Raw genomic sequence first — 25,841 nt, 5'->3', positions numbered from 1 at the left:
CCCAGCGACGAAGAGGGAACGGAGAGCATGTACTTCACCGACCGCGGTATCGAGGAACTGGTCCAGCGCCGGGGCGACGAGCAGGTCAGCATGGAGTGGCTCGGCGAGCGGCTGCGCGACTTCGTCGACCTGAACCCCGAGTTCGAGACCCCGATCGAGCGCTTCGCCACCTGGCTGGCCCGCCTCGACGACCCCGACGACGAGTAGTCCGCCCGGCGGAGAGGGCCATGTTCCCGTGATCGGCGGGTACCAGGACCCGGGCCGGGTGACCGACGATCTTCTAGGGTGGGTGCGTGGCGCGGAGTGTGTACCTGACCAGCGTGGGATCGGGCGGCGGGAAGTCGACCGTCGCCCTCGGCCTGGCCGAGCTGTTGTCCCGGCAGGTCGAGCGGATCGGCGCGTTCCGCCCGCTGGTCGGCGGGCACGGCCCCGACCCGATCCTCGCCCTGCTCGGCGACCGTTACCGGATCGAGCTGCCGCTGGCCGACCTGAGCGGCACCAGCTACGCCGAGGCGACCGCGCTGGTCGCCGACGGGCGGCGGGAGGAGCTGATCAGCGGCATCGTAGAGCGGTACCGGGAGGTCGAGCGGCGCTGCCCCGCGGTGGTCGTGGTGGGCAGCGACTTCGCCGACGGCGGTGACGCCGCCGGGCCCCGCGAGCTGGCCTTCAACGCCCGGCTGGCCACCGAGTTCGGCAGCGTGGTGGTGCCCGTCGTGGACGGCTTCGGGCAGGAGCCGGCGGCGATCGCCGCCGCCGCGCGCGGGGCGTACCACGATCTGGCGGACCTCGGCGCGACGGTGCTGGCGGTGATCGCCAACCGGGTTCCCGGCCCGATGAGGATGCCCGAGCTGCCCGTGCCCACGTACGCCATCCCGGAGGTGCCGACCGTGTCGGCGCCGACGGTGGCCGAGGTCGCGGCGGCGCTCGGCGCCACCCTGCTCGCCGGGGACGACGACGCGCTCGGCCGCGACGTGCTCGACTACGTGGTGGGCGCGGCGCACGTGCCGACGCTGCTTGACCACCTGACCGAGGGCGCCCTGGTCATCACCCCGGGCGACCGGGCGGACCTGCTGGTCGCGGCGAGCGCCGCGCACGTGGCGGGGCAGGTTTCCGTCTCGGGGCTGGTGCTGACCCTCGGCGAGCAGCCGGACCCCCGGGCCATGCGCCTGGTGGAGGGGCTGAACACCGGGCTCGCGGTGCTCTCCGTGCGCAGCGACAGCTACGACACGGTCGCCGCGTCCAGCCGGATCGAGGGCCGGCCCAGCGCGGCCAACCCGCGCAAGGTGGAGGCCGCGCTCGGCGCGTTCGAGCGCTGCGTGGACACCGACGACCTCGCCCGCCGCCTGCGGGTGAGCCGCTCCGAGCGGGTCACCCCGCTGATGTTCGAGTACGACCTGATCGACCGCGCCCGCACCCGGCGGCGGCACCTCGTGCTGCCCGAGGGTGCGGAGGAGCGGATCCTGCGGGCGACCGAGATCCTGTTGCGCCGGGGCGTGGCCGACATCACCCTGCTCGGCCGCCCCGACGACATCGGGCGGCGCACCCGCGAGCTGGGCATCGACATCACCGGCGCGCGGGTGGTCGACCCGGTGGCCAGCGAGTGGCGCGACGAGTTCGCCGCCGCGTACGCCGAGCTGCGCGCCCATCGCGGCGTCACCGTCGACCTGGCCCACGACATCGTGGCCCAGCCGAACTACTTCGGCACGCTGATGGTGCAGACCGGGCACGCCGACGGGATGGTCTCCGGGGCGACCCACACCACCGCCGCCACCATCCGCCCCGCGTTCGAGATCATCCGTACCGTGCCCGGGGTCTCCGTCGCCTCCAGCGTCTTCTTCATGCTGCTCGCCGACCGGGTGCTGGTCTACGGCGACTGCGCGGTCAACCCCGATCCGGACGCCGCCCAGCTCGCCGACATCGCCATCTCCTCGGCGGACACCGCCGCCCGGTTCGGCCTCGAACCCCGGGTCGCGATGCTCTCCTACTCCACGGGCAGCTCCGGGGCGGGCGCCGACGTGGAGAAGGTCGCGGCGGCCACGAAGCTGGTCCGCGAGCGCCGGCCCGACCTGCTGGTCGAGGGGCCGATCCAGTACGACGCCGCGATCGACCCGGCGGTGGCGGCGACGAAGCTGCCCGGCAGCGAGGTCGCCGGCCGGGCCACGGTCTTCATCTTCCCGGACCTGAACACCGGCAACAACACGTACAAGGCGGTGCAGCGCTCCGCCGGGGCGGTGGCCGTCGGGCCGGTGATGCAGGGCCTGCGCCGGCCGGTCAACGACCTGTCCCGGGGCGCCACCGTGCCGGACATCGTCAACACCGTGGCGATCACCGCCATCCAGGCCGCGGCCACCGAGGAGTCGTCATGAGCGGTCCCGCCGCCCCGCAGGAGCGCCCGGAGGGTCGCGTCCTCGTCCTCAACTGCGGGTCGTCGTCGGTGAAGTTCCGGCTCTTCGACGGCGACCGGGTGGTCGACAAGGGCACCGTGGAGCGGGTCGGCGAGCCCGGTGGCGGGCCGGCCGACCACGAGACGGCCGTGCGGGACATCCTCGCCGGGCTGGACCTGACCGGGCTGGCCGCCGTCGGGCACCGGGTGGTGCACGGCGGGAAGCGGTTCGGCGAGCCGGTGCTGATCGACGACGCGGTGCTGGCCGCGATCCGCGAGCTGGTGCCGCTGGCACCGCTGCACAACCCCGCCAACCTGGCCGGCATCGAGGTCGCCCGGGCGGCGCTGCCGCGGGTGCCGCAGGTCGCCGTCTTCGACACCGCGTTCCACCACAGCCTGCCCGAGGCCGCCGCGACCTACGCGATCGACCGGGACACGGCCGAGCGGTACGGCATCCGGCGCTACGGGTTCCACGGCACCTCGCACGCGTACGTGTCGCGGCGCACCGCCGAGCTGCTCGACCGCCCGTACGCGGAGGTGAACACGATCACCCTGCACCTGGGCAACGGCGCGAGCGCCTGCGCGGTGGCCGGCGGCCGGAGCGTGGCCACCTCGATGGGGATGTCCCCGCTGGAGGGCCTGGTGATGGGCACCCGCAGCGGCGACCTGGACCCGACCGTGATCTTCCACCTGCGCCGGGAGGGCGGGCTCTCCGTCAACGAGATCGACGAGCTGCTCAACCACCGCAGCGGCCTGCTCGGGCTGACCGGCGCAAACGACATGCGCGAGGTGCTCACCCGCCGGGCCGACGGCGACCCGGCGGCGGCGCTCGCCTTCGACGTCTACTGCCGGCGGATCACCGGCTACTTAGGGGCGTACTACGCCCTGCTCGGCCGGGTGGACGCGGTCACCTTCACCGCCGGCGTCGGCGAGCACGCCGCCCCGGTCCGCGCCGCCGCCCTGGCCGGCCTGGAGCGACTCGGCATCGCGGTGGACCCGGAGCGCAACGCCGGCACCGGCGACCGGGTCGTCTCGCCGCCGGGCGCCGAGGTCACGGTCTGCGTCGTTGGCACCGACGAGGAGCGCGAGATCGCCCTCCAGGCCCGCGCGGTGGTCGACGCGGCCGGCTGACACCGGCCGACCGGCCCGGCGGAACGGTCAGCCCAGGGCCAGCCAGGCGAGCAGGGCGACCAGCACGACCGCGACCACCGCCCCGCCGACGAGCAGCGGCGTCCGGGATGCGCGGGCCGGCGCCTGGGGCGCGGCGGTGTGGGCGAAGGCGCGGAACGCCTCGGTGTTGCCGCTCGGGTCGGGCTGGTTCTCAGGCATGGCGGTGACCCTAGCCGAGCGGGTTCCGCGCCGCCGTCCCCGCGCGCCCCGACGCCAGGTCCAGCCGGCCGGTGGAGGCGGTCCGGCCGGGTGGCGGGCGCGTCCGGTCCGGACGGCGGGACCGGTCCGGGCCGTCGGGCACCTACCGTGGGACTGTGAAGATCAAGCGGCTGGCCGCCGCGCTGACGATCGCGCTGCTGGCCGGCTGCGCCCCCGCGGCGACCGCCGCGCCCGGCGCACCCCCGCCGGGCCGTCCGGCGCCCGCGGCGGCCTACGCCGTCGGCGTACGCACGGTCACCGTCGAACCGACGTCGGCGCGTCCCCTGCCGGTCACCGTCTGGTACCCGACGCAGGGCGGCGCGGTGGCCGCCGGACGCTTCCCCGTGGTGCTCTACAGCCACGGGCTGCACAGCCTCCCCGAGCTGCACGCCGGGCTGACCGCGCGCTGGGCCGCCGCCGGGTTCGTGGTGGCCGCGCCGGCCTACCCGCGTACCCGCCGGGGCGCGCCCCGGTTCGACCGGGCCGACGTGCGCCACCAGCCCGCCGACGGCTGGCGGGTGATCCGGCACCTGGTGCGGCTCGACGCGCGGCCCGGAGACCCGCTCGCCGGGCACCTCGACGTGGCCCGGGTCGCCGCCGCCGGGCACTCGGCGGGCGGCTTCACCACGGCCGGCATGTTCACCTCCGGGCGCTCCGGACGGCTGCGCGCCGGCATCGTGATCGCCGGCGGCGGGATGGCCGGCGGCCTCGCCGGGCCGGCGGCTCCGCTGCTCTTCGTGCACGGCACGGCGGACCGGATCGTGCCGGTGGCGGTCGGCCGCGCCGCGTACCACCGCACGACCGGCCCGGCCGCCTTCCTGCGCCTGCTCGGGCAGGGCCACGGCGAGTACCTGACCCCGGGGCTGCCGGGCTTCGACCAGGTTCTCGCCACCACCACGGACTTCCTCCGCTGGACGCTCTACGGCGACCCGGACGCCGGCCGGCGACTGCCCGGCGACGCCCACTTTCCCGGCGTGACGGCGTACGAGAGCCGCCCCGCCCGCTGACCCGACCGCGCCGGCCCCGGAGCCGCCGGCGTCACGGCCGGCACGCCACGCGGGCAGGTGCCGTGCGCGGGGAGGAGCACCCGGTTACGGTCCCGTCGTGGACGATCTCGCGGGGCGGCAGCTGAACGGCATCGCCGAGCTGGCCGGACTGGCGTCGGCGGCCGGCATCGAGGTGTGGCTGCGGGGCGGCTGGGCGATGGACTTCCACCTCGGCGGGGTCACCAGGGCGCATGTCGACGTCGACTGGTACTGCTGGCGCGCCGACGCCGACCGGCTGGCCGGCCTGCTGCACGGGCGCGGCTGGCGGCCCGACCCCCGGATTCCCGTCGACGTGCAGCTCGACCTCGTCCGCGACGACGTCGAGCTGAGCGTCGCGTACCTGGCCCGGGACGCGGCGGGACGGGTGGTGGTGGGTGCCGGCCCGTGGACGGGGACGGCGCTGCCGGAGGGGATGCTGGCCGGCCCGCCCGGCCGGATCGGCCCGCTGACCGTACCGACGATCTCGGTGGCCGCCCAGATCGAGTTCAAGGAGATGTTCCCCGTCTGGATGCCGGACCGGCCCCGACGGTCGAAGGACGCCGCCGACCTGGCCCGCCTCCGCGCCGCCGTCGCGGGGCACCCGCGGTCGGTCGCCGCTCCGCCGGGCACACCCGCTTGCGACCCGGCCGCACCAGGGGTGATCAGGACGCCATGAACCCCGAGACGGCCGGGTGACGTCCATGCCGCCCTGATCACGGGGCGCCACGGGAGCCGAGGGCGCGCGCGTCGATCGCGGCGGGCCCTCGCGGGCCGCGAGGCACAATCGGTGTCATGCCACGTCGTGTCACCCCCGCCCTGCTCGCCTCCGCCCTGCTCACCACCGGCCTGATCGGCTGCTCCGACGACGCCGGGCCGACGCAGCAGGTGACGGCCCCGGTGCCGCCGACGCAGGCGGCCGCCCCGACGCCGCGGGTGCCCGCCGGCTCCGCGCCCGAGCGGGCCTTCGCCGTCGGCGTACGCCAGCTGGAGCTGAACCGCGACGGGGTCCGGCCGCTGCCGGTGACCGTCTGGTACCCGGCGGCCGGGAAGCCCGGTGGGCGGCCGGCGCGGTCGGCGGAGGGCGCCACGGGCAGGTTCCCCGTCGTGATGTTCAGCCACGGGCTGAGCGCCCGGCCGACCGACTACGAGAGGCTGCTGACCCGCTGGGCGGCGGCCGGGTTCGTGGTCGCCGCGCCGACCTTTCCGCACACCGCCCGGGGCGGCGACGGCAACGTGCTCGACGTGCTCAACCAACCGGCCGACGTGTCGTACGCGCTGACCCAGGTGCTCGCCCTCGACGCGGAGGCCGGCGACCCGCTGGCCGGGCGGCTGGCCACCGACCGGGTGGCCGCGGCCGGGCACTCGGCCGGCGGGGTGACCACCATCGGCCTCTTCACGGCCGGCCGGGACGAGCGGCTGGACGCCGGGGTGGTCTTCGCCGGCACCGCGCTCGGCGTCGGCACCGCCTACGCCGGCGCCGCGGCCCCGCAGCTCTTCGTGCACGGCGAGGCCGACGAGGTGGTCGAGTACGCCGCCGGCAGGGCCGTCTACGACCGGGTGCCGTGGCCGAAGGCGATGCTCAGCCTGCCCAAGGGCGACCACGGCCGGGCGCTGCTCAGCGACGGCGCCGCGCTGCGCGTGGTCTCCGACACCACGGTCGAGTTCCTGCGCTGGTCGCTCTACGGCGACGAGACCGCCAAGGGTCGCATCCCCACGGACGCCGCCCGCGACGACCTCGCCACCCTCGACAACCGCCTCTGACCCCGGCGGTGGCCGCCCGGGCGGGGCGACCACCGGCCGCGGGTCAGGCGGTGTGGTCGACGACGACCTTGCCGAAGACGTCGCCGGAGTGCAGGCGGGCGAAGGCGTCGGCGACCTCGCCGAAGGGGAACACCCGGTCCACCACCGGGCGCACGCCGCGCTCGGCGCAGAACGCGAGCAGGGCGGCCAGCTCGTCGGGGGTGCCCATCGAGGTGCCCAGGATCTCCAGCTGCATGGCGAAGACCCGGCGCAGGTTGACGGTGGGCTCGTGCCCGGCGGTGGCGCCGGAGACGACGATCCGGGCCATCGGCGCGGCGGACTTGAGCGAGTGGTCGAAGGTGGCCGCCCCGACCGTCTCGATGACCACGTCGACCCGCTCCGGCAGCCGGGCACCGGGCTCGACGGCGGTGGCGCCCAGCGCGGCGATCCGCCTCCGCTTGGCGGCGTCGCGGCTGGTCGCGTAGACCCGCTTGCCCATGGCGGCGGCGAGCGCGACGGCCGCGGTGGCCACGCCGCCACCGGCACCCTGGACCAGCACGGCGTCGGCCTCGTCGACCCGACCCCTGCTGGTCAGCATCCGCCACGCGGTCAGCCAGGCGGTCGGCAGGCAGGCCGCGTCCGTCGCCGCCAGGCCCGCCGGCAGCGGCAGCAGGTTCGACCGGGGTACGGCGACCCGCTCGGCCAACGTGCCGGGGAAGTGCTCCGAGAGGATGGAGATGCCGCGCGGGTCGCCCGGGGTGGGGATCACCGGGTAGACGACGACCTCGTTGCCCTCCGGGTCCACCCCGACGGCGTCGCAGCCGAGGATCATCGGCAGCTGCTCGGCACGCAGCCCGACCCCCCGAAGCGACCAGAGGTCGTGGTGGTTCAGGGAGCTGGCAAGCACCCGCACGGTCACCCAGTCGTCGGCCGGGTGGGTCGGCTCGGGCTGCTCGCCGACGGCGAGCGCGGCGAGGGGGTTGGCGTCGTCGAAGCGGGAGGCGAAGGCGGCACGCATGATCGGCACGGTAACAAGCTGAGCGGTCGTTAAGAAGGGCCTGCCGTCGCGGCGGGGCGTGGCGGGGCCCCGCCTGTGAGGAAGGCCCCTCCGCGCACCCTCAGCGGCAGACGCCGTCGCGGCGGGCGGCCTCCGCCACCGCCTCGGCCACCGCCGGGGCGACCCGGGGGTCGAGCGGGGACGGGACGATCGCGTCGGCGGTGAGCGACTCGGCGACCACCCCGGCGATGGCGTCGGCGGCGGCCACCTTCATCCCCTCGGTGATCCGGGTGGCGCGGGCGTCCAGCGCCCCCCGGAACACGCCCGGGAAGGCCAGCACGTTGTTGATCTGGTTGGGATGGTCGCTGCGCCCGGTGGCGACGACGGCCACGTGCCGCGCGGCCACCTCGGGGTGCACCTCGGGGGTCGGGTTGGCCAGGGCGAAGACGATGCCGCCGGGGGCCATCCCGGCGACCGCCGCCTCCGGGATCTGCCCGCCCGAGACACCGATCAGCACGTCCGCGCCGCGCAGCGCCTCGGTGACGTCGCCCTCGCGGCCCTCGGCGTTCGTGCCCGCGGCCAGCTCCGCCTTGGTGCCGGTCAGCCCGGACCGGTGCCGGCCGATGATCCCCTTCGAGTCGCAGACGACCACCTGGTCTGGGTCCACCCCGCCGGCGATGAGCATTCTGGTCACCGCCACCCCGGCCGCGCCGGCGCCGCTGACCGTCACCCGCAGGTCGCCGAGCTTGCGGTTGAGCAGCGTGGCGGCGTTGCGCAGGGCGGCGAGCACGACGATCGCGGTGCCGTGCTGGTCGTCGTGGAAGACCGGGATGTCCAGGGCCTCGTCGAGGCGGCGCTCCACCTCGAAGCAGCGCGGCGCGCTGATGTCCTCCAGGTTGATCCCGCCGAACGACGGGGCCAGCGCCCGTACCACCGCCACGATCTCGTCCACGTCCTGCGTGTCCAGGCAGACCGGCACCGCGTCGACCCCGCCGAACTGCTTGAAGAGGACCGCCTTGCCCTCCATGACCGGCAGCGCCGCGCGTGGGCCGATGTTGCCCAGCCCGAGTACGGCCGAGCCGTCGGTGACGACCGCGACGGTGTGCCCGGCCCAGGTGTAGTCGTCGGCGAGCGTCGGGTCGGCGGCGATCGCCTCGCAGACCCGGGCCACCCCCGGGGTGTACGCGAGGGAGAGGTCCTCCCGGCTGGTCAGCGGCACGGTCGAGGCGACGGCCATCTTGCCGCCGCGGTGCAGCCGGAAGACGGGATCAGCGGGGTCCACGGTGGACGACATGGTGACTCCAGGATCTGTCGAGCAGACGGGGCGGCCGGCGCGGGCGCGAGGTGAGGCGCCGAGCGGAGGCACGCGGTGCGGGGGTCACCCGGGCACCTTCCGAGCATAGTGTCGCCACCGTCACACCGATGTGAGCGGGGTCATACCCGACGCGGGCGCACCCGGCCCGGCCGGGGCCAGTAGCGCGCGACCACCCGCCCCCGGACCTCGGCCACCCCGTACGCCCGGGAGTCGTCGGCGACGAACTCGTTGTCCCCGCGCAGCCACCAGCCGCCGTCCTGGGGGCGGACCGCGCGCTTGACCACGAGCAGCTCGGGGCGGCTGCGGAAGACCGCGACCACGACGTCACCGGGACGGACGGCCCGGCCGCCCCGACGGACCAGCACCGCGTCGCCGGGCCGGAGCGTGGGGGACATGGACGGGCCACTCACCAGCACCGCGGTCAGCGGCCACGGCAGCCGGTACGGCGCCGCCGGGCGATCGGCCCCCATCGGTTTCACCTCCACCCGGCCTCCCCGGAGCGCGTCCAGGAGTAATGTCGTCTTGGATCATCGCAAACTTCCCATGGAGGATCCTGATGCGACTTCCGCGCATCCTTACGCCCCGCGTGACCGCCAGCGCCCACTGCGACCTGCCCTGCGGCGTCTACGATCCGGCCCAGGCCCGGATCGAGGCCGAGTCGGTGAAGGCGATCTGCGAGAAGTACCAGGCCAACACCGACCCCGAGTTCCGCACCCGCGCCATCCTGATCAAGGAGCAGCGCGCCGACCTGGTGAAGCACCACCTGTGGGTGCTCTGGACCGACTACTTCAAGCCGCCGCACTTCGAGAAGTACCCGCACCTGCACCAGCTCTTCAACGAGGCCACCAAGCTGGCCGGCGCCGCCGGCGCCAAGGGCGGCACCGACCCGTCCAAGGCCGACGAGCTGCTCCAGAAGATCGACGAGATCTCCAAGATCTTCTGGGAGACCAAGCAGGCGTGACCCGCACCGGTCCGCCGACGATCCGGCCGGCACGTCCCGAGGACGTGCCGGCCGTCGTCGCCATGGTGCACGAGCTGGCGGAGTACGAACGCGCCGCCGAGCAGTGCCACCTCACCGAGGAACAGCTCACCGCCGCCCTGTTCGGTCCGGCCCCGGCGCTGCACGGGCACGTCGCCGTCGCCGACGACCGGCCGGTCGGGTTCGCGCTCTGGTTCCTCAACTTCTCCACCTGGGCCGGCGTGCACGGCATCCACCTGGAGGACCTCTACGTCCGGCCCGCCGCCCGGGGCACCGGTGCGGGCCGGCTGCTGCTGGCCACGCTCGCCGCGATCTGCGTGGAGCGGGGCTACCAGCGGCTGGAGTGGTGGATGATCGACTGGAACCCGGCCGCCGGCTTCTACGCCTCGATCGGGGCGCGGACGATGACGGAGTGGGTCCCCTACCGGCTCGACGGGGCGGCCCTGACCAGCCTCGCCGCGCAGGCACGTGACGCCGCCCACGCACCCGGGCCGCCGAGCGGGTAGAGTCCCCGACCGGGGGGATGAGTGGTGACTCAACTGACCGGGCAGCCGACGACCGACGACGACGTCGTGCACCTGACCGTGCCCGCGGACGGGGGCTACCTCGGGGTGCTCCGTACCGCCACCGCCGGGCTCGCGGCGCGGCTCCAGTTCGCCCTCGACGAGATCGAGGACCTGCGCATCGCCGTCGACGAGGCGTGCGCGATGCTGCTCGCCATCGCCACCCGCGACGCCGAGCTCGACTGCCGCTTCGCGGTCACCGACGACGCGCTCACCGTCGAGGTGACGGTGCCGACCGTCCGGGGCGCCACGCTCCCGGCCGAGTCGTCGTTCGCCTGGAAGGTGCTCACCGCGCTCACCACGGCGGCGGCCGCGACGGCCGCCGACGGCCGGGCCACCATCTCGTTGCTCACCCGGCGCGCCTCCCGCTACTGACTGCCGACGCGGGCAGGGCACCGGCCGCCGGCGCGCACCCCGGCCGCCGCCGCCCGTCGACGGGCGGCGAGGCGTCAGCCGAAGCCGAGGGCCCGGTTGGTCGGGGCGCTGACCAGCAGGGCGGTGACGCCGAGGCCGAGCGCCATCAGCGGCACGCCGAGCCAGCCCACGCCGGCCTGGACCATGAACCAACCGATCGGCAGCAGCATGAGCTGGAGCACGATCGCCGGGGCCCGGGCACCCGCCCTCCGCCGCGCCAACGCGCCGCCGAGCGCCCAGAGCGCCGCCGCCGCCCCGATCGCGAAGGCGGTCACCAGCAACGCCGAGGTGAGGTCGGTGGTGGTGGCGGTGAGATCGGCCCAGAGCAGCCACGCGGCGACCAGTCCCACGGCGACCGCCTCGGCCCGCAGCAACCGGACCGCCCAGCGGAGGGTGACGGGAATCGGGTCGGAGTCGATGGTCACGCGCGCCACGATACCCGGGCTACCGCGCGGTAAAGTGCCGCCCATGCGGGCCGTCCTGGTGGTCAATCCGAAGGCCACCACCACCAGCGAGCGCAGCCGGGACGTCCTGGTCCGGGCCCTGCGCAGCGAAGTTGACCTCTCCGTGCGCTACACCCGGCGGCGGGGCCACGCGACCGACCTGGCGCGCGAGGCCGCCGAGGAGGGCGTCGACGTCGTCGTCACCCTGGGTGGCGACGGCACGGTCAACGAGGTCGTCAACGGGCTGATGACGGCACAGCCGCCCACCCTCCCGAACGGCGCCACCCCGGCCGAGCGACTGCCCGCCCTGGCCACCGTGCCCGGGGGCTCGACCAACGTCTTCGCACGGGCGCTGGGCCTGCCCCGGGACTGGCCGGACGGGACCAGCATGATCCTGGAGGGCCTGCGGCTGGGCCGGTACCGGACCATCGGGCTCGGCCGGGCCGACGACCGCTACTTCACCTTCTGCGCGGGCTTCGGCGTCGACGCGGCGGTCATCCACCGGGTGGAGCAGGCCCGCCGGCAGGGCCGGGTCTCGACGCCCGCGCTCTACTTCCGCTCCACCCTCGCCCAGTACTTCCTCAACTCCGACCGGCGGCATCCGGCGATCAGCCTGGAGCGCCCGGGCGAGTCGGCGGTGGGCGAGCTGGCGACGGTCATCATCCAGAACACCGCGCCGTGGACCTACCTGGGCGACCGGGAGGTCAATCCGAACCCCGAGGCGTCGTTCGATCTCGGCCTGGACGTGCTGGCCCTGCGACAGCTCCGGGTTGCCAGTACGACACGCACAGTGACGCAGTTCTTCTCCCGGACGCCCGACCCGCACGGCCGACAGGTGCTGCGGCTGCACGATCTCGAGGAGTTCACCCTGCTTTCGGGCAGGCCACAGGCCTTCCAGCTGGACGGCGACTACCTCGGCGAGCGGGAGAAAGTCAGATTCACATCCATTCCCGCCGCACTGAGAGTAATCTGCTAGGTCTCGGGTACTGCCCTAGGTCGACGCGGTCCGAACGCCGCACCGATGCGACGGCCGCCACACCGAGGGGCAGGTGCCGGAAATGTCAGCAATGTCACGCGGACTGTACTATATTGATCCTCGACAGTGGTACGCCGGGTAACCAGGAAGGCGCTGGAACTCGGACAAATGGGTTGTGGGCTTGCTCACCGCCCGGAGTTTTTCCGAGCGTCACCCTTGACATCCCGGGCGTTCGTGAAAGTATTCACAAGCGAACTTGAGTTACCGGGACATTGCTCGGATAGGCTCGTCCGGTTGAGCCGTTCCAGCAGGTCCACGGGGCCGACACAGCCTGCTCACGCACCGCCGAATAGTCGGACGCGAACCGTCACCGTCGGCGCTGCGGATGCATATAGGAAAAGCAACAGAAGCAATATCTGCCACCCACCCAGAATGAGGAGTGTTGCCGCCATGGACTGGCGTCACCATGCTGTCTGCCGCGACGAGGACCCGGAACTGTTCTTCCCGATCGGGACGTCCGGTCCGGCTCTCCTGCAGGTCGAGCAGGCCAAGGCCGTCTGCCGGCGCTGCTCCGTGACCGACCAGTGCCTGCAGTGGGCGCTGGAGTCCGGTCAGGACGCCGGCGTCTGGGGCGGGATGAGCGAGGAGGAACGGCGGGCCGTCAAGCGCCGCGGTGGCCTCCGGGTGCTGCGCGCTCACTCCGCCTGATCCCCCCACACACCAGCGATACGCCCCGGCCGGGTACGCCCGCCGGGGCGTACTGCTGTCCTACCCACCCGTACCCCCGGGCGGGGCTATCCGATCACCGGCGGGCCGTGAGCCCGGCCACCCGGCCGGCGGTGTCCACACGCCGCAGGACCAGATCGGCCACCTCCGGGGCGTCCGTCAACGGGGCGGACACCACCGCCGCCCCGGCGCACCGCGCGGCCTGCGCCACGGCGTCGTGGAAGAGGCCGGGAGCCAGGAAGTACGCCGACACCGCCACCCGCCGGGCTCCCCCGGCGCGCAGCCGCGCCACCGCCGCGCCGACGGCCGGCGGGGCGGCCGAGGCGTACGACACGTGGGTGGGCACCCCGAGACCGTCGCGCAGCGCGGCGGCCACCCGCCCCACCGACCCGCGCGCCCGGGCGTCCCTGGTGCCCGCGGCGGCGAGCACCAGCCCGTCGTACCGCCCCGGGCCCGCCTCGCCCAGCCGGCGGTGCAGGCCCGCCAGCAGCCCGGCGTCCACCTCCCCGCCGACGGGACCGAGCACCTCGGTCACCCGTACCGCGATCGGCGGCCCCGCCTCCCCGGCGGCCGCGACCGCCGCCGGGATGTCCACCCGCCGGTGGTACGCGGCGGTCAGCAGCAGCGGCACCAGCACCGCCCGCCGATGCCCGGCGAGGGCCAGGTCCCGCAACACCCCCGTGGGCCCCGGCTCGGTGTGGTCCAGCCAGCTCGCCAGCACCGGCGTGCCCGGCCGGGCGGCCGACACGGCCCGGGCCAGCGCCCGGGTGGCCTCGGCGGCGCGGGGGTCCCGACTGCCGTGGGCGACCAGGACCACCGGGTCGGGCTCCCCCGGCCCGGGGGGGCCCACGCCGGGCCCGGTCACACGTGCAGGCCGCACTCGGTCTTCTCGAACATCGCCCAGCGGCCGGCCCGCGGGTCCTCCCCCGCCTTCGTGCGGCGGGTGCAGGGCCAGCAGCCGATCGAGCCGTAACCCTGCTTGAACAGCTCGTTCACCGGCACGTTCCAGCGGGCGACGTAGGCGTCCACGTCGGCCTGCCGCCACGCCGCGATCGGGTTGACCTTGACCTTGCCGCGGCGGGCGTCGAAGGTCACCACCGGCGTGTTCGCCCGGGTCGGCGACTCGTCCCGACGCAGCCCGGCGGCCCAGGCGTCATACCCGGCCAGCGCCCGCTCCAGCGGCTCCACCTTGCGCAGCTGGCAGCAGTCGTCCGGGGACTTGTTGAACAGCCGGGGACCGTACTGGCCGTCCTGCTGGCCGACGGTCAGCCGGGGTCGGATCGACCGGACGTTCACCGGCAGCGTACGGGCCACCTCGTCGCGCACCCGCAGCGTCTCCGGGAAGTGCAGACCGGTGTCGAGGAAGACCACGTCCACCCCGGGGGCCACCCGGGAGACCAGGTGGGCCAGCACGGCGTCAGCCATGGAGCTGGTGACGCAGAACCGGGCGCCGAACGTCTCGGCCGCCCAGCGGGCGATCTCCGACGCGGGCGCGCCCTCCAGGTCCCGCCCGGCCGCCTCGGCCAGTACGCGCAGCTCGTCGGGGTCGCGCCGGGCCGGATCGGCCGGCGCGGAACCGCCCAGCCCGACCAGGCCCAGGCCGGCCGCGGAGACGAGGCCCGGCTCCGGCGCCGCCCCGCCGCTCCGCGCGCTCACCGGGCCACCGCCGAGCCGAGCAGCCCGGTGAACCGCACCGTGAACACCCGGGCGCAGGCGTGGCACTCCCACGCGCCGTGGCCCGTCTCGTTCGGCCGTAGATCCTCCTCGCCGCAGTACGGGCAGTACAGCGGCGCGGCACGGGTCTCGCTCATCGGAGTTCCTCCTCGTCGACCCTGATCACCCAGTTGGCGAACGACTCGCCCGTCTCCCGGCCGGCCAGGTAGCGCCGGGCCAGCCGCTCCACGTACTCCGGAAGCTCGTCGGCGGTGGTCTTCAGGCCGCGCAGCTTGCGGCCGAAGCCGGCGGTCTGCCCCTCGGCCATGCCGAGCCCGCCGCCGAGATGCACCTGGAACCCCTCCACCTGGCGGCCGTCCGGGCCGACCACCAGCTGACCCTTGAGGCCGATGTCGGCGACCTGGGTGCGGGCGCAGGCGTTGGGGCAGCCGTTGATGTGGATGGAGATGTCGGCGTCGAAGTCGCGCAACCGCTCCTCCAGCCGGGCCACCAGTTCCTCGCCGCGCGCCTTGGTCTCGACGATGGCCAGCTTGCAGTACTCGATGCCGGTGCAGGCCATGGTGCCCCGCCGCCAGGCCGAGGGCCGGGCCTCCAGCCCGATCCCGCGCAGCTCCCGCGCCAGCGAGTCGGTCCGCTCCGGCGGCACGTCGAGCACCAGCAGCTTCTGGTACGGGGTGAGCCGCACCCGCCCGCTGCCGTGCGCCTCGACCACGTCGGCCAGCCGGGCCAGCTGCCCCCCGGAGACCCGCCCGACCACCGGGGCGGCCCCGACGTAGTTGCGCCCGTCGCGCTGCGGGTGCACCCCGATGTGGTCCACCGGGCGGTCGGGCAGCCGGGGAGACGGGCCGTCGAGCAGGTCCCGGCCCAGGTACTCCTTCTCCAGCACCTCGCGGAACTTCTCCACGCCCCAGTCGGCCACCAGGAACTTCAGCCGGGCGCGGTTGCGCAGCCGGCGGTAGCCGTAGTCGCGGAAGATGCCGACCACACCGGCCCAGACGTCCGGCACCTCGGCCAGCGGCACCCAGACGCCGAGCCGCTGGGCCAGCATCGGGTTGGTGGCGAGGCCGCCGCCGACCCAGACGTCGAAGCCGGGGCCGTGCTCCGGATGGTCCACCCCGAGGAAGGCGACGTCGTTCGCCTCGTACGGCGTGTCGACCAGCCAGGAGATCGAGGTCTTGAACTTGCGGGGCAGGTTGGAGAACTGCTTGTCGCCCACGTACCGCCGGACGATCTCGTCGATCGCCGGGGTCGGGTCGAGCAGCTCGTCGCGGGCCACGCCGGCGACCGGGCTGCCCAGCACGATCCGGGGGCAGTCGCCGCACGCCTCGGTGGTCTGCAGGCCGACCGACTCCAGCCGGCGCCAGATCTCCGGCATGTCCTCGACGCGGATCCAGTGGTACTGGATGTTCTGCCGGTCGGTGATGTCGGCGGTGTCCCGGGCGAACTCGCGCGAGATGTCGGCGACCACCCGCAGCTGCGCCAGGTCGAGCTGGCCCCCGTCGACCCGGACGCGGAGCATGAAGAACTCGTCCTCCAGCTCGTGCGGCTCCAGCACGGCGGTACGGCCGCCGTCGATGCCCGCCTTGCGCTGGGTGTAGAGGCCCCACCAGCGGAACCGGCCGCGCAGGTCCTGCGGGTCGATCGAGGCGAACCCGCCGTGCGCGTAGATGTTCTCGATCCGGGCCCGCACGTTCAGCGGGTCGTCGTCCTTCTTGATCCGCTCGTTGGGGTTGAGCGGCTCGCGGTGACCGAGCGCCCACTGACCCTCACCGCGAGGCCGGCGGGGGGTCCGGGCCGGTCGGGGGGATGTCGGATCCCCGGCCCGGGCCGGAATGCTGCTGACCGCCATGGCGGCGTCCTCCGTTGTCTGCGGTGCCTCGGGGATACGCGGGGCGCGCGGCCGACCCGTGGGAACGGGCTGGCGACAACGGTGTCGGAACAGCCGGCGCGAGGCGCGCCCGAGACAGATTTGTCGGGCGTCGTCAGTGGGCCGGACAGATCGCGCTGCGCACGCGGCCGTAGTCGACGTGGCGACGGGCCACGAAGCGGCGGACGACAGCGGCGGTCATGGCAGTCATGCTGCCACACCCGGTGGGGGCCGGCCAACGAGCGCGTGCGGGATCCCACATCACGGGCCCGGGCGGCACGAGTCGCGGTCGCCGGGTGACGGGGGCGGCGGATCGGCGTACCGGACGGCCGGACTGTGTGACGCTGCGGTATGTGACCGGTTCCGCTGACCCGCCCGGCGACCGCGTCCCGCCGGTCCGCGAGGCGGCGGGCGGCCCGGATCGCACGGGTCGGATGGTCTGCATCGGACCGGCGCTGGCCACCCTGGCCGTCGTGCTGACCGGTATCGGCCACGCGCAGCCGTGGCGCGACGAGCTGGCCACCTGGAGCGCGGCGAGCCGGTCGCCCGGGGAGCTGTTCCGCCTCGCCGGCACCATCGACGCCGCCACCAGCCCGTACTACCTGTTCATGCACGCCTGGGTGGCGGTCCTCGGCGACTCGGCGACCGCGCTGCGGCTGCCCGCCGCGCTGGCCATGGCCGGCACGGCCGGGCTGACCGCGCTCCTCGGGCGGCGGCTGCTCGGCGCGCGGGCCGGGCTGCTCGCCGGGCTGCTCCTCGCGGTGCTCCCCGGCACCTCCCGGTACGGCCAGGAGGCCCGCCCCTACGCGCTGGCCGCCTTCCTGGCGGTGCTGGCGACCCTGCTGCTGGTCGAGGCGACCGCCCGACCCGGCTGGGCGCGCTGGGCCGGGTACGCCGCCGCCGTGGCCGCGCTCGGGCTCACCCACCTGGTCGCGCTCACCCTGCTCGCCGCGCACGCGGTGGCGGTGCTGGCCGACCGACGCGCCGGGGCGTCCGGGCGTACGGTGCGCTGGATGCTCGCCCTGCTGCCGACCGGGCTGCTGCTGGCCCCGCTGGCGCTGCTCGCCCGGGGCCAGCGGGCCCGGCAGCTCGGCTGGGTGCAGGTCGCCCGCCCCGACGACCTGGCCGCGCTCGCGGGCGGGGTGGCGCAGAGCGGCGTGGTGGGCGGGGTGCTGGTCGGCCTCGCGGCGCTCGGCGCGGCACGGCTGGGCCGGCGCGCCCTGCTGCCCGGGCTCGCCGTGCTGCTGCCGGTGCTGCTGGTCTTCGCCGTCGCGCTGGTCGTGCCGCTCTGGGTGCCCCGCTACCTCGTCTTCGTGGTGCCCTTCGGCTGCCTGCTCGCCGGCGCGGCGCTGGCGATGGTGCCGCTGCCGCCCGCGCTGGCCGTCGTCGCCCTGGCCGGGCTGCTCGGGCTGCCCGACCAGGCGGCGCTGCGGCGTACCCACGAGTGGCCGCGCAGCGCGACGGTCGACTACCGGGGCGTGGCCCGGATCGTCGCCGACGGCCGGCGACCGGGCGACGCGGTGGTCTACTCGCCCCGGGAGAGCTGGCTCTTCCTCGACCTGGGGCTCGCGTACCACCTGGGCGACCGCCGCCCCCGCGACGTGCTGGTGACGGAGGACCAGGCCCGCCGGGGCGACCTGTGGGCCGCCGAGTGCGCCCGTCCGGCCGAGTGCCTGGCCGGCGCGGATCGGGTCTGGCTGGTCGTGGCCGGTCGCCGCGACGATCCGCTGGCCGCCGTCGCCGGCGCCAAGGGCGACGCGCTGCGCGCCGGGTACACCGTCGAACGGGTCTGGCCGCGCCCGGGACTGACCGTCGCCCTCCTCACCCGCTGACAGACCCGCTCCCGGCTTCCGCCCGGGTTCCCGACTGCGGCTCGGTCGTTGACGGTGGGCGGGTCCGGCGGGCTTCCGCGCGGGTTCCCGATCAGCTGATCGTGACGCCCCCGCGCCCGGCGGCGCCACCGCCAAGGTCGGGGCCAGGGCCGGCGCCCGGCGGCGCCACCGCCAGCGTCAGGTCGACCGTGCCCCGGGTCAGCCGGCGGGGCGTCCCTCGGGGGCGCTGCGGGCCAGGGGCACGACGAGGGTGGCCTCGGTGCCGCCCTTCGCGCCGTCGCGCAGCTCGATGGTGCCGCGCAGCTCGCCGGTGATCAGCGCCCGGACGATCTGGAGCCCGAGGTTGCCGCCCCGCTCCGCGTCGAAGCCCGGCGGCAGCCCGCCCCCGTTGTCGGTGACCGAGACGTGCAGCATCTTGCGGAACCGGTGCACCGACACCACCACCTCGGGCTCGACGGGAGCCGGCGGTTCCTCCGGCACGGCCGGCAGGGGCCCGCCCGGACCGGTCGGGGCGGCCGAGCCGCCGGGGTGCGGCGCCGCGGGGCCCGGGGTCTCGGCGGGCGGTGGGAAGCCGTGCTCGACGGCGTTGAGCAGCAACTCGTTGAGCACCATCACCAGCGAGGTGGCGACCTCGGCGGGGAGCACCCCGAAGCTGCCCTCGCGCCGCATGCCGATCGTCGACTCGGTCGCGGCCACCTCGGTCGCGGCGCTGGCCACCCGGTCCACGATGCCGTCGAACTCGACCGCCTCGTCGCTGGACATGGAGAGGGTCTCGTGCACCAGCGCGATGGAGGCGACCCGGCGTACCGACTCCTCCAGCGCGACCCGGGCCTCCGGCATGGAGACCCGGCGGGCCTGGAGCCGCAGCAGGGCGGCGACGGTCTGGAGGTTGTTCTTCACCCGGTGGTGGATCTCCCGGATGGTGGCGTCCTTGGTGATCAGGGCGCGGTCGCGGCGGCGTACCTCGGTGATGTCGCGGACCAGCACCAGCGCGCCGATCGGCACTCCCGCCGGCATCAGCGGCAACGCCCGGGTGAGCATCGTCGCGCCGCGCGCGTCGATCTCCCGGCGGGGCGGGGCCTCGCCGCGCAGCGCGGCCAGGATGCCGTTCGCCGCGTCCGTCCCCTCCAGCGGGTCGCCGGCCAGCCGACGGTGCAGCACCGCCAGGTCCTCGCCCACCAGGTGCGAGGCGTAGCCCAGCCGCCGGTACGCCGACTGCGCGTTCGGGCTGGCGTAGGTGACCTTGCCGCCGGCGTCGAGCCGGACCAGCCCGTCGCCCACCCGCGGCGCCGAGGTGGTCTCCCCGGGGTGGCGCGGCGGCGGGAAGGTGCCGTCGGCGATCATCTGGGCCAGGTCGTCGGCGGTGGTGAGGTAGTTCAGCTCCAGCTGGCTCGGGGTGCGCGCGGTGGAGAGGTTGGTGTCGCGCCCCACCACGGCGACCACCTCCCCGGCCTCGCCGTCGGCGGTGCGCAGCCGGACGGGGATCGCCTCGTGCCGGGCGGGCACGTCGCCGTACCAGACCGGGTCGCCCTCCCGCCAGATCCGGCCCTGCCGGTGGGCCACCTCCAGGTGCGCCACCTCCGGGCCGCCGACGATCCGCCCCACCTGGTCGTCCAGGTACGCGGTGGGGGCGGTCGTCGGCCGGACCTGGGCGACGCAGAGGAACGCCCCGTCGCCGTCGACGGGCACCCAGAGCAGCAGGTCGGCGAAGGAGAGATCGGAGAGCAACTGCCAGTCGCCGGCGATCCGGTGCAGGTGGTCGATGTCGGCCGGACGGAGGCGGGTGTGCTCCTCGGCGAGGTCGCGCAGCGTGGACACGTCGACCAGCGTGCCACGCCGGGCGTCACATCGTCGCGGTGACCTTCTTCAGGCCGCGCGGCGCGTCCGGGTCCTCGCCCCGGGCGAGCGCCAGCGCCAGCGCCAGGCGCTGCAACGGCAGGATGTCCAGCAGCGGCGCGTACCGCTCGTCGACCTCCGGGACGGCCATCCGGGTGGCGCCCTCCACGTCGGCGGAGCCGACCACCACCACGTCGGCACGACGCTCGCCGAGGCGGGGCAGCACCTCGCCCATGGAGCGGCCGCCCGGCCCGGAGCCGACCACGGCGAGCACCGGCACGTCCGGGTCGGTCATGGCGAGGGGGCCGTGCAGCAGGTCGGCGCCGGAGAACGCGAGCGCCGGCAGGTACGAGGTCTCCATCAGCTTCAGCGCGGCCTCGCGGGCGGTCGGGTACGCGTACCCCCGCCCGGTGGTGACGAGCTGGCCGGCGAAGCGGTAGCGGGGCGCGAGCTGGGCCGGAGTGGGGTCCTCCAGGGTGCGGGCGGCCAGCTCGGGCAGGCCGGCGAGCGCCTCGCGCTCCTCGGCGGGCAACGCGCCGTCGCCGGCCCGGACGCCCTCGACCAGCATCAGCAGGGCGAGCAGCTCGGCGGTGTAGGTCTTGGTGGCGGCCACCGCGCGCTCGTGCCCGGCGGCGATGTCGACGCTCAGCTCGGCGACACCGGCCAGCGGGGAGTCGGGCGCGTTGGTGACCGCGAGGGTCAGCGCGCCGGACGCGCGGGCGGTCCGCAGCACCTCGGCGAGGTCGGGCGAACCGCCGCTCTGGCTGACGCCGACGACCAGGGCGTCGGAGAGGTCCGGCTTGGCGCCGTAGAGGGTGACGACGCTGGGCGAGGCGAGACCGGCGGGCAGGCCGAGCCGGATCTCGGTCAGGTACGCCCCGTAGAGGGCGGCGTGGTCGGAGGTGCCCCGGGCGGTGAAGACCACGTGCCGGGGGCGGCGCTGCGCGATGACCGCCGCCACCCGGGCGATCGCCCCGGCGTTATCGGCGGAGAGCAGCCGGTCGTAGCCCGCCGGCTGCTCGTCGATGTCGGCGGCCATGCCGGCCCCTGCACGTGTCACGGAAACTCCTCCCACTGCGCGGTTGCCGCGCGTTTCCTGCTCAGTCTTGCAGGTTTACTCGCCACCAAGCAATCGAACGCGCAGGAGTGCGCAGATGATCACCATGTCGGCCCAACATCACCTAGGCTTGCCCGGCCCCACCGCAAGCCCGACGAGCGAGAGGACCACGTGCCCGAGGACGACCGGCCGCTGCCGCCGGCGGAGGAACTCACCCTGGCCCGGCTCGCCATCGACGACGGCGACCTGGCGCACGCCGCCGGTCACGTCGCCGCCGCGCTGGCCCAGGCGCCCACCCTGCCCGAGGTGCACGAGGCCCTCGCCCGGCTCGCCGCCGCCGACGGCGGGGGCGGCGTCGAGCTCTTCCCGCTGCGGGGCCACGCCTTCGTCGGCGCCGTGGTGGCCCGTGCCCACCTGCTCGCCGCCGCCGGGCGCCCCGCGGAAGGGCTGGACCTGCTGGTCGCGGCGACCGGACACGCGCCGGGGACGGACTGGGCCGGGGTGCCGTGGGTGACCGCCCCGGAACTCGCCGACCGCCTCGAAGCGGACCGGACCGCGCGGATCCTGATGCAGGTCTGCGCCGCCGTCACCGACCCGGTGCCGAAGGCCGGCCGGGCGGCCCTGGCCCCCTACCTGACGCTGGCCCGCAACGCGGTCACCGTCCACCCCGGGCACGCCCTGCTGCTGGGCGCGGCGTCCGCGCTGGCCCGGCGGGTCGGCGAGGTCGCCCTCGCGATCCACTGGGCCGCCCGGGGCGTACGCCTGGAGCCGTCGAAGATCGGCGAGGTCTGGCTCGGGTACGCGTACCGCAGCGCGGGGCGCACCCGCGAGGCGCTGGCGGCGCTCGGCCGCGCCGTGGCGCACGACCCCGACGACCTCACCGTCTACGCCGACATCGCCGGGACCCTCGCCGACACCGGGCGGCTCGACGAGGCGCTCGACTGGATCGACCGGGCCCTCGCCCGCGACCCCACGTTCGACTGCGCGGTGCACACCGGCCACCGGCTGCGGCACCAGCGCGACGGCGACGTGGCGCACCTGGTCGCGCTCGCCGACTTCGTCCGGGAGCACCCCGACGACACCCACGAGCACGGCGACCTGGCCGAGAGCTGCCGCGGCCGGCCCTGGCTCGGGCAGGTCACCCCGGCCACCGGGGCGGTCGTGGACGCGCTGCGCCGGGCCGTCGCGGGCGACCAGCGGGATCCCGACGTCGTGCGACTGGACGCGCCCGCGCCGCCCAGCGCGACGCGTACCGCCGCGACGGCCGCGCCGGAACTGCGGATCGAGGTCGCCGCCGTGCCCGAGCCGGACCCGCGCGAGCCACGGCGGGCGGGCGCCCGGCAACTCTGGCACCACGACGGGACGCGACTCGTCCCCGCCGTGCCGGCGCCCTCGCCGGAGGCCGTCGCGCGGCTGCGGCAGCTCGCCCACCCGGCCTGGCCACACCCGCCGGCGGCGTACGACGCGGCGGTGGGCCTGGCCACGCTGACGCTGCCCGACCTGCTCGGCCTGCTGGCGCATCCGCCGGAGGCGCCGCCCACCGCGCTGGGCCGGGTGTTGGGGCAGGACCCGTCGCTCTGGGTGCGCTGCGTCCAGGTGTGGAGCTGTCTCGGCCTGCTGCACCACCGCACCGACGAACCGTGGGCGACCTCGACGCGGCGCCGGGTGCTGCTTGAGCTGGTCTGGGGCGTCGAGGACTGGGTCACCGAGGCGGCCCTGTTCGCCCTGGTCACCGCCGCCTGGGTCGATCCCGGGGTGCGCCCCGACGTGGCCCGGGTGGTGACCGCTCGGCTGGCCGACGCGGCCGTGGTCGCCCGGTCCCGGCCGGTGCCGATCGCGCTCTCGCTGGCCCACCTCGCCCTGGCCAGCCCGGCCCTGGACCCGGAGACGGCGGCCCTGGCCGCCGCGCTGACCGCCACCAACCGCCGGGTGCCCCGGCCGCGTTCCCGCCTGGGCCGCCTCTGGCGGCGCCTGACCCGCCGGTGAGCCCGACCGTCCGCCGGTGCGCCCGCCTCACCCGCCGGTGCGCCCGCCTCAACCGCCGGTGAGCTCCAGCCGGAGGCCGAGCAGCTCCACCCCGTCCAGGGGCGCCCAGTCCAGCCGGGGCACCCGGACGAAGCCCCGCCGCCGGTAGAGCCGCTGGGCGGCGGCGGCGAAGCCGCTGCGGACGCAGATGACCAGGGCGGAACAGCCCAGCCCGGTACCCCGCGACACGCAGGCCTCGACCAGCGCCGCACCGACGCCCCGCCCCTGCGCGGCCGGGTCGACAGCGAGCATCCGGAACTCCGCCTCGCCCGGCCCCGACAACTCGGCGTAGCGGGTGCCGGGCAGGACGAAGGTCACCGAGCCGAGCGCCTCGCCGGTGGCGTGGTCGACGGCGACGAGCACCTCGCCGTCCTCCGCCCGGGACGCCACGTCGGCGAGCACGGCGGCGTACCCGTGCTCGTTCTTGAGCTGGCCGTCCGCCTCGTACGCGGCGACCGTCAGCCGGGCCACCGCCGGGAAGTCGGCCGGCTCCGCCCGACGAACCGAGAGGCCGGTCAACCGATCACCGCGATCAGGTCCCCGTCCTGCACGACGTCGCCCTCGTTGACCGCGAGCTGCGTGACGACACCGTCGGACTCGGCGACGACCGGGATCTCCATCTTCATCGACTCCAGGATCACCAGCGTGTCCCCCTCGGACACGGTGTCCCCGGCCGACGCGACGACCTTCCAGACGTTCGCCACCATCTCGGCGCGGATCTCCTCGGCCATCTCCACGGCCCCTTCTCTCGCGGTTGCCCTGCCGACGTATCCAATCATGCGGGCGCCCGCCGACGGGCGTGGAGCGGCCCGGGACCGCGCCCCGCCGCCCGGGGCACCCGAGCACCGGCCGGGACCGGACCGTGGCTCGTCGGGCGGTCGGCCGGCCCCGGCGTGTCGGCGGCGCGGCGCGGCCCCGCCCGCCCCGGCGCACCACGGCGGATGCCGGCGGCACTAGCATCAGCGGGTCGGACCCCGGCGCCGGGAGGACCGGTGCCCGCACCGGCTCCGAGGTCGTGCGCAGGCGGATCCGACCATCACGAGGAGGTCACCATGGCGAAGAAGGCCCGCAAGAAGAAGGCCCGCAAGAAGAGCGGCGCGAACCACGGCAAGCGCCCCAACTCCTGACCGGCGGCCGGGCCCACGGCCCGGCGTCGATCAGCCACCGGCGGTTGCGTCCTGTCCGCGGCCGACCTCAGTCGGCCAGCTCCCGCGACTCGGCGCTCTCGAAGACCACCAGCTCGGTGAGGCGCAGCCGCAGCCGCTCCCGGAGCTGGTCCGGCGCGGTCTCGTTGCCGCAGCAGCGCGCGACCAGCGCCCTCACCTCCTGCTCGATGCCGTACTCGCGAAGGCAGGGCCCGCACTCGTCGAGGTGGTGCCGGATCAGCGTGCGCCGTTCCTCGGCGCACTCCAGGTCCAGGTAGAGGTAGACCTCCGCGAGGACCTCTCGGCAGTCCGTCGCGTGCGGCTCTCCACAGCTCATGTCACACCTCCCGGCCGGCGGCAGCGGTGGAGCCCTTCTTCGACGCCGCGGCGCTGAAGCCCCGCTCCGCGGCGTACTGCTCGAGCAGCTTGCGAAGGTTGCGCCGGCCGCGGTGCAGGCGCGACATCACCGTGCCGATCGGCGTGCCCATGATGTCGGCGACCTCCTTGTAGGAGAAGCCCTCGACGTCGGTGAGGTAGACGGCCAGCCGGAACTCCTCCGGCAACTGCTGGAGGGCCTCCTTGACGTCGCTGTCCGGCAGCCGGTCCAGCGCCTCGGTCTCGGCCGAGCGCAGCCCGCTGGAGGTGTGCGACTCGGCCTCGGCGAGCTGCCAGTCGGTGATCTCGTCGGTCGGCGCCTGGATGGGCTGGCGCTGCCGCTTGCGGTAGGAGTTGATGTAGGTGTTGGTCAGGATCCGGTAGAGCCAGGCCTTCAGGTTCGTGCCCTGCTCGAACTGGTGGAAGGCGGCGTACGCCTTCAGGTAGGTCTCCTGGACCAGGTCCTCGGCATCCGCCGGGTTGCGGGTCATCCGCAGCCCGGCAGCGTAGAGCTGATCGACGAAGGGCATCGCGTCCCGCTCGAAACGGGCCCTGCGCTCGTCCGTCTTCTCGGTGGTCAACCGCACATCCCCTCGCGTCGGATGCTTTCCCGCCGAGGATACGCGTACGGACGTGCCCGCAGATCCACTTCCGACGGGTGTGCTCGTACTCACCGCGACCGGGCCGACCGGCGGCACCACCGCGGGCCATTCCGGGCCGCCCAGCAGCCGACGCAGCTGCCGCGCTCCCCCCTCGTCCCGTTCCCGGACCCGCGTGTCGGTCGGCACCGGTCTCCCCCCTCGCCAGAAATGTCTTCCCGCGGGGTGCAACACCCACAGCGGTGCGGGGCATTCCGGCCGACCGTCCCGTTCCGGGTCCCGACCTCGGCGGCAGCCGCCGTCCCGTTCCTGGTCCCGGCCCCGGCGGAGGCCGGCGCTGGGACCAGGAAGGGCCTGGGAGGACCGGTGCCGCCACCCGGACGGGCACCCGGCACCAACCGATGCAACGAACGCCGCCGCGACCGGACACGGTCCGCCGGACCGCCGCCGCCGGCGGGCGCCGGGGCACCCACCCGGCGGCGGCGTGGCGCCGGCGGTGTCG

Annotated in this window: 29 protein-coding genes; 14 read left to right on the top strand and 15 right to left on the bottom strand. The window is 75.2% G+C overall.

From position 1 onward, the window contains the following. The first annotated feature begins 27 nt into the window (after nt 1–27). From V6V16_RS13825 to V6V16_RS13815, 3 genes are all read left to right on the top strand, one after another. Nucleotides 28–207, top strand: a complete 180-nt coding sequence (locus V6V16_RS13825; protein ID WP_121399674.1) for a DUF6104 family protein — start codon at nt 28–30, stop codon at nt 205–207. Between the two features lie 86 nt (nt 208–293). Continuing rightward, nucleotides 294–2,366, top strand: coding sequence for a phosphate acetyltransferase (pta, locus tag V6V16_RS13820; protein WP_334562411.1), 2,073 nt, complete (start codon nt 294–296; stop codon nt 2,364–2,366). Then, nucleotides 2,363–3,514, top strand: coding sequence for an acetate/propionate family kinase (locus V6V16_RS13815; RefSeq protein ID WP_334562410.1), 1,152 nt, complete (start codon nt 2,363–2,365; stop codon nt 3,512–3,514). Before pta ends, V6V16_RS13815 begins: the two co-directional genes overlap by 4 nt. 27 nt (nt 3,515–3,541) lie before the next feature. Here the strand turns inward: V6V16_RS13815 and V6V16_RS13810 are convergent, their stop codons facing one another. Beyond that, nucleotides 3,542–3,712: a hypothetical protein gene (locus V6V16_RS13810; RefSeq protein ID WP_334562409.1), complete on the bottom strand. Its 171-nt coding sequence runs from the start codon at nt 3,710–3,712 to the stop codon at nt 3,542–3,544. 155 nt (nt 3,713–3,867) lie between these two features. Between V6V16_RS13810 and V6V16_RS13805 the strand changes: the two genes are divergently transcribed. From V6V16_RS13805 to V6V16_RS13795, 3 genes are all read left to right on the top strand, one after another. Beyond that, the gene (locus V6V16_RS13805) at nt 3,868–4,758 is read left to right on the top strand and encodes an alpha/beta hydrolase family protein (protein WP_334562408.1); all 891 of its coding nucleotides are present in this window, start codon (nt 3,868–3,870) and stop codon (nt 4,756–4,758) included. Between the two features lie 97 nt (nt 4,759–4,855). Then, nucleotides 4,856–5,452 (top strand): nucleotidyltransferase domain-containing protein, encoded by a 597-nt coding sequence (locus V6V16_RS13800; protein WP_334562407.1) that lies wholly within the window; start codon nt 4,856–4,858, stop codon nt 5,450–5,452. Between the two features lie 116 nt (nt 5,453–5,568). Beyond that, entirely contained in the window at nt 5,569–6,537 is a 969-nt protein-coding gene (locus V6V16_RS13795; RefSeq protein WP_334562406.1) for an alpha/beta hydrolase family protein, read from the top strand. Between the two features lie 43 nt (nt 6,538–6,580). Here the strand turns inward: V6V16_RS13795 and V6V16_RS13790 are convergent, their stop codons facing one another. The 3 genes from V6V16_RS13790 to V6V16_RS13780 all read right to left on the bottom strand — a co-directional run bounded on the left by V6V16_RS13790 (nt 6,581) and on the right by V6V16_RS13780 (nt 9,298). After that, nucleotides 6,581–7,543 carry a zinc-binding dehydrogenase gene (locus V6V16_RS13790; protein WP_334562405.1) on the bottom strand — a complete coding sequence of 321 codons (963 nt, stop codon included), beginning with the start codon at nt 7,541–7,543 and terminating at the stop codon, nt 6,581–6,583. A 91-nt stretch (nt 7,544–7,634) separates the two neighbouring features. After that, entirely contained in the window at nt 7,635–8,807 is a 1,173-nt protein-coding gene (locus V6V16_RS13785) for an NAD(P)-dependent malic enzyme (protein ID WP_334562404.1), read from the bottom strand. Nucleotides 8,808–8,947: 140 nt separating this feature from the next. Then, nucleotides 8,948–9,298 (bottom strand): S24/S26 family peptidase, encoded by a 351-nt coding sequence (locus tag V6V16_RS13780; protein ID WP_334562403.1) that lies wholly within the window; start codon nt 9,296–9,298, stop codon nt 8,948–8,950. Nucleotides 9,299–9,384: 86 nt separating this feature from the next. Here V6V16_RS13780 and sodN point away from each other — a divergent pair, with 86 nt between their 5' ends. From sodN to V6V16_RS13765, 3 genes are all read left to right on the top strand, one after another. Next, nucleotides 9,385–9,789: a superoxide dismutase, Ni gene (gene sodN, locus V6V16_RS13775; protein WP_334562402.1), complete on the top strand. Its 405-nt coding sequence runs from the start codon at nt 9,385–9,387 to the stop codon at nt 9,787–9,789. 62 nt (nt 9,790–9,851) lie between these two features. Then, complete coding sequence (locus V6V16_RS13770) at nt 9,852–10,313, top strand: GNAT family N-acetyltransferase (RefSeq protein WP_334562427.1); 462 nt, start codon at nt 9,852–9,854, stop codon at nt 10,311–10,313. 24 nt (nt 10,314–10,337) lie between these two features. Next, nucleotides 10,338–10,745 carry an ATP-binding protein gene (locus V6V16_RS13765; RefSeq protein ID WP_334562401.1) on the top strand — a complete coding sequence of 136 codons (408 nt, stop codon included), beginning with the start codon at nt 10,338–10,340 and terminating at the stop codon, nt 10,743–10,745. A gap of 74 nt (nt 10,746–10,819) precedes the next feature. Here the strand turns inward: V6V16_RS13765 and V6V16_RS13760 are convergent, their stop codons facing one another. Then, nucleotides 10,820–11,209 (bottom strand): hypothetical protein, encoded by a 390-nt coding sequence (locus V6V16_RS13760; RefSeq protein ID WP_334562400.1) that lies wholly within the window; start codon nt 11,207–11,209, stop codon nt 10,820–10,822. A 43-nt stretch (nt 11,210–11,252) separates the two neighbouring features. On the opposite strand from V6V16_RS13760, the gene V6V16_RS13755 reads away from it, so the two are divergent. Then, nucleotides 11,253–12,203, top strand: coding sequence for a diacylglycerol/lipid kinase family protein (locus V6V16_RS13755; protein WP_334562399.1), 951 nt, complete (start codon nt 11,253–11,255; stop codon nt 12,201–12,203). A gap of 450 nt (nt 12,204–12,653) precedes the next feature. Further along, nucleotides 12,654–12,911 carry a WhiB family transcriptional regulator gene (locus tag V6V16_RS13750; protein WP_007072794.1) on the top strand — a complete coding sequence of 86 codons (258 nt, stop codon included), beginning with the start codon at nt 12,654–12,656 and terminating at the stop codon, nt 12,909–12,911. A gap of 94 nt (nt 12,912–13,005) precedes the next feature. Here the strand turns inward: V6V16_RS13750 and V6V16_RS13745 are convergent, their stop codons facing one another. The 4 genes from V6V16_RS13745 to V6V16_RS13730 are packed head-to-tail and all read right to left on the bottom strand — an operon-like array spanning nt 13,006 to nt 16,452. Next, nucleotides 13,006–13,809: a sirohydrochlorin chelatase gene (locus V6V16_RS13745; RefSeq protein ID WP_334562398.1), complete on the bottom strand. Its 804-nt coding sequence runs from the start codon at nt 13,807–13,809 to the stop codon at nt 13,006–13,008. After that, on the bottom strand, nt 13,791–14,585 hold the full coding sequence (locus V6V16_RS13740) for a phosphoadenylyl-sulfate reductase (RefSeq protein ID WP_334562397.1): 795 nt from the start codon (nt 14,583–14,585) through the stop codon (nt 13,791–13,793). The genes V6V16_RS13745 and V6V16_RS13740 overlap by 19 nt, the downstream gene beginning before the upstream one ends. Further along, the gene (locus tag V6V16_RS13735; protein WP_334562396.1) at nt 14,582–14,740 is read right to left on the bottom strand and encodes a hypothetical protein; all 159 of its coding nucleotides are present in this window, start codon (nt 14,738–14,740) and stop codon (nt 14,582–14,584) included. The genes V6V16_RS13740 and V6V16_RS13735 overlap by 4 nt, the downstream gene beginning before the upstream one ends. Further along, on the bottom strand, nt 14,737–16,452 hold the full coding sequence (locus tag V6V16_RS13730) for a nitrite/sulfite reductase (RefSeq protein WP_334562395.1): 1,716 nt from the start codon (nt 16,450–16,452) through the stop codon (nt 14,737–14,739). Before V6V16_RS13730 ends, V6V16_RS13735 begins: the two co-directional genes overlap by 4 nt. 452 nt (nt 16,453–16,904) lie before the next feature. Between V6V16_RS13730 and V6V16_RS13725 the strand changes: the two genes are divergently transcribed. Beyond that, nucleotides 16,905–18,302 (top strand): glycosyltransferase family 39 protein, encoded by a 1,398-nt coding sequence (locus tag V6V16_RS13725; protein ID WP_334562426.1) that lies wholly within the window; start codon nt 16,905–16,907, stop codon nt 18,300–18,302. Nucleotides 18,303–18,500: 198 nt separating this feature from the next. Here the strand turns inward: V6V16_RS13725 and V6V16_RS13720 are convergent, their stop codons facing one another. Both V6V16_RS13720 and V6V16_RS13715 read right to left on the bottom strand, forming a co-directional pair. Continuing rightward, the gene (locus tag V6V16_RS13720) at nt 18,501–20,120 is read right to left on the bottom strand and encodes a histidine kinase N-terminal domain-containing protein (protein WP_334562394.1); all 1,620 of its coding nucleotides are present in this window, start codon (nt 20,118–20,120) and stop codon (nt 18,501–18,503) included. Nucleotides 20,121–20,145: 25 nt separating this feature from the next. Then, nucleotides 20,146–21,177, bottom strand: coding sequence for an SIS domain-containing protein (locus V6V16_RS13715; RefSeq protein WP_334562425.1), 1,032 nt, complete (start codon nt 21,175–21,177; stop codon nt 20,146–20,148). Nucleotides 21,178–21,366: 189 nt separating this feature from the next. Between V6V16_RS13715 and V6V16_RS13710 the strand changes: the two genes are divergently transcribed. Continuing rightward, nucleotides 21,367–23,181 carry a tetratricopeptide repeat protein gene (locus V6V16_RS13710; protein WP_334562393.1) on the top strand — a complete coding sequence of 605 codons (1,815 nt, stop codon included), beginning with the start codon at nt 21,367–21,369 and terminating at the stop codon, nt 23,179–23,181. 48 nt (nt 23,182–23,229) lie between these two features. Here the strand turns inward: V6V16_RS13710 and V6V16_RS13705 are convergent, their stop codons facing one another. Both V6V16_RS13705 and V6V16_RS13700 read right to left on the bottom strand, forming a co-directional pair. Further along, the gene (locus tag V6V16_RS13705) at nt 23,230–23,739 is read right to left on the bottom strand and encodes a GNAT family N-acetyltransferase (protein ID WP_334562392.1); all 510 of its coding nucleotides are present in this window, start codon (nt 23,737–23,739) and stop codon (nt 23,230–23,232) included. Next, nucleotides 23,736–23,957 carry a biotin/lipoyl-binding carrier protein gene (locus V6V16_RS13700; RefSeq protein ID WP_334562391.1) on the bottom strand — a complete coding sequence of 74 codons (222 nt, stop codon included), beginning with the start codon at nt 23,955–23,957 and terminating at the stop codon, nt 23,736–23,738. The genes V6V16_RS13705 and V6V16_RS13700 overlap by 4 nt, the downstream gene beginning before the upstream one ends. Nucleotides 23,958–24,272: 315 nt before the next feature. Between V6V16_RS13700 and V6V16_RS27910 the strand changes: the two genes are divergently transcribed. Beyond that, on the top strand, nt 24,273–24,347 hold the full coding sequence (locus V6V16_RS27910; RefSeq protein WP_369700219.1) for a 50S ribosomal protein bL37: 75 nt from the start codon (nt 24,273–24,275) through the stop codon (nt 24,345–24,347). A 67-nt stretch (nt 24,348–24,414) separates the two neighbouring features. Here V6V16_RS27910 and rsrA read toward each other — a convergent pair whose 3' ends face one another. Beyond that, nucleotides 24,415–24,702 (bottom strand): mycothiol system anti-sigma-R factor, encoded by a 288-nt coding sequence (gene rsrA / locus V6V16_RS13690; RefSeq protein WP_334562389.1) that lies wholly within the window; start codon nt 24,700–24,702, stop codon nt 24,415–24,417. A 1-nt stretch (nt 24,703) separates the two neighbouring features. Beyond that, nucleotides 24,704–25,528, bottom strand: a complete 825-nt coding sequence (locus V6V16_RS13685) for a sigma-70 family RNA polymerase sigma factor (protein WP_334562388.1) — start codon at nt 25,526–25,528, stop codon at nt 24,704–24,706. Between the last annotated feature and the right edge of the window lie 313 nt (nt 25,529–25,841).

The sequence above is a fragment of the Micromonospora sp. CPCC 205561 genome, from assembly GCF_036906775.1.
Taxonomy (GTDB): Bacteria; Actinomycetota; Actinomycetes; order Mycobacteriales; family Micromonosporaceae; genus Micromonospora.
This window is presented reverse-complemented; position numbering and strand designations above follow the sequence as displayed.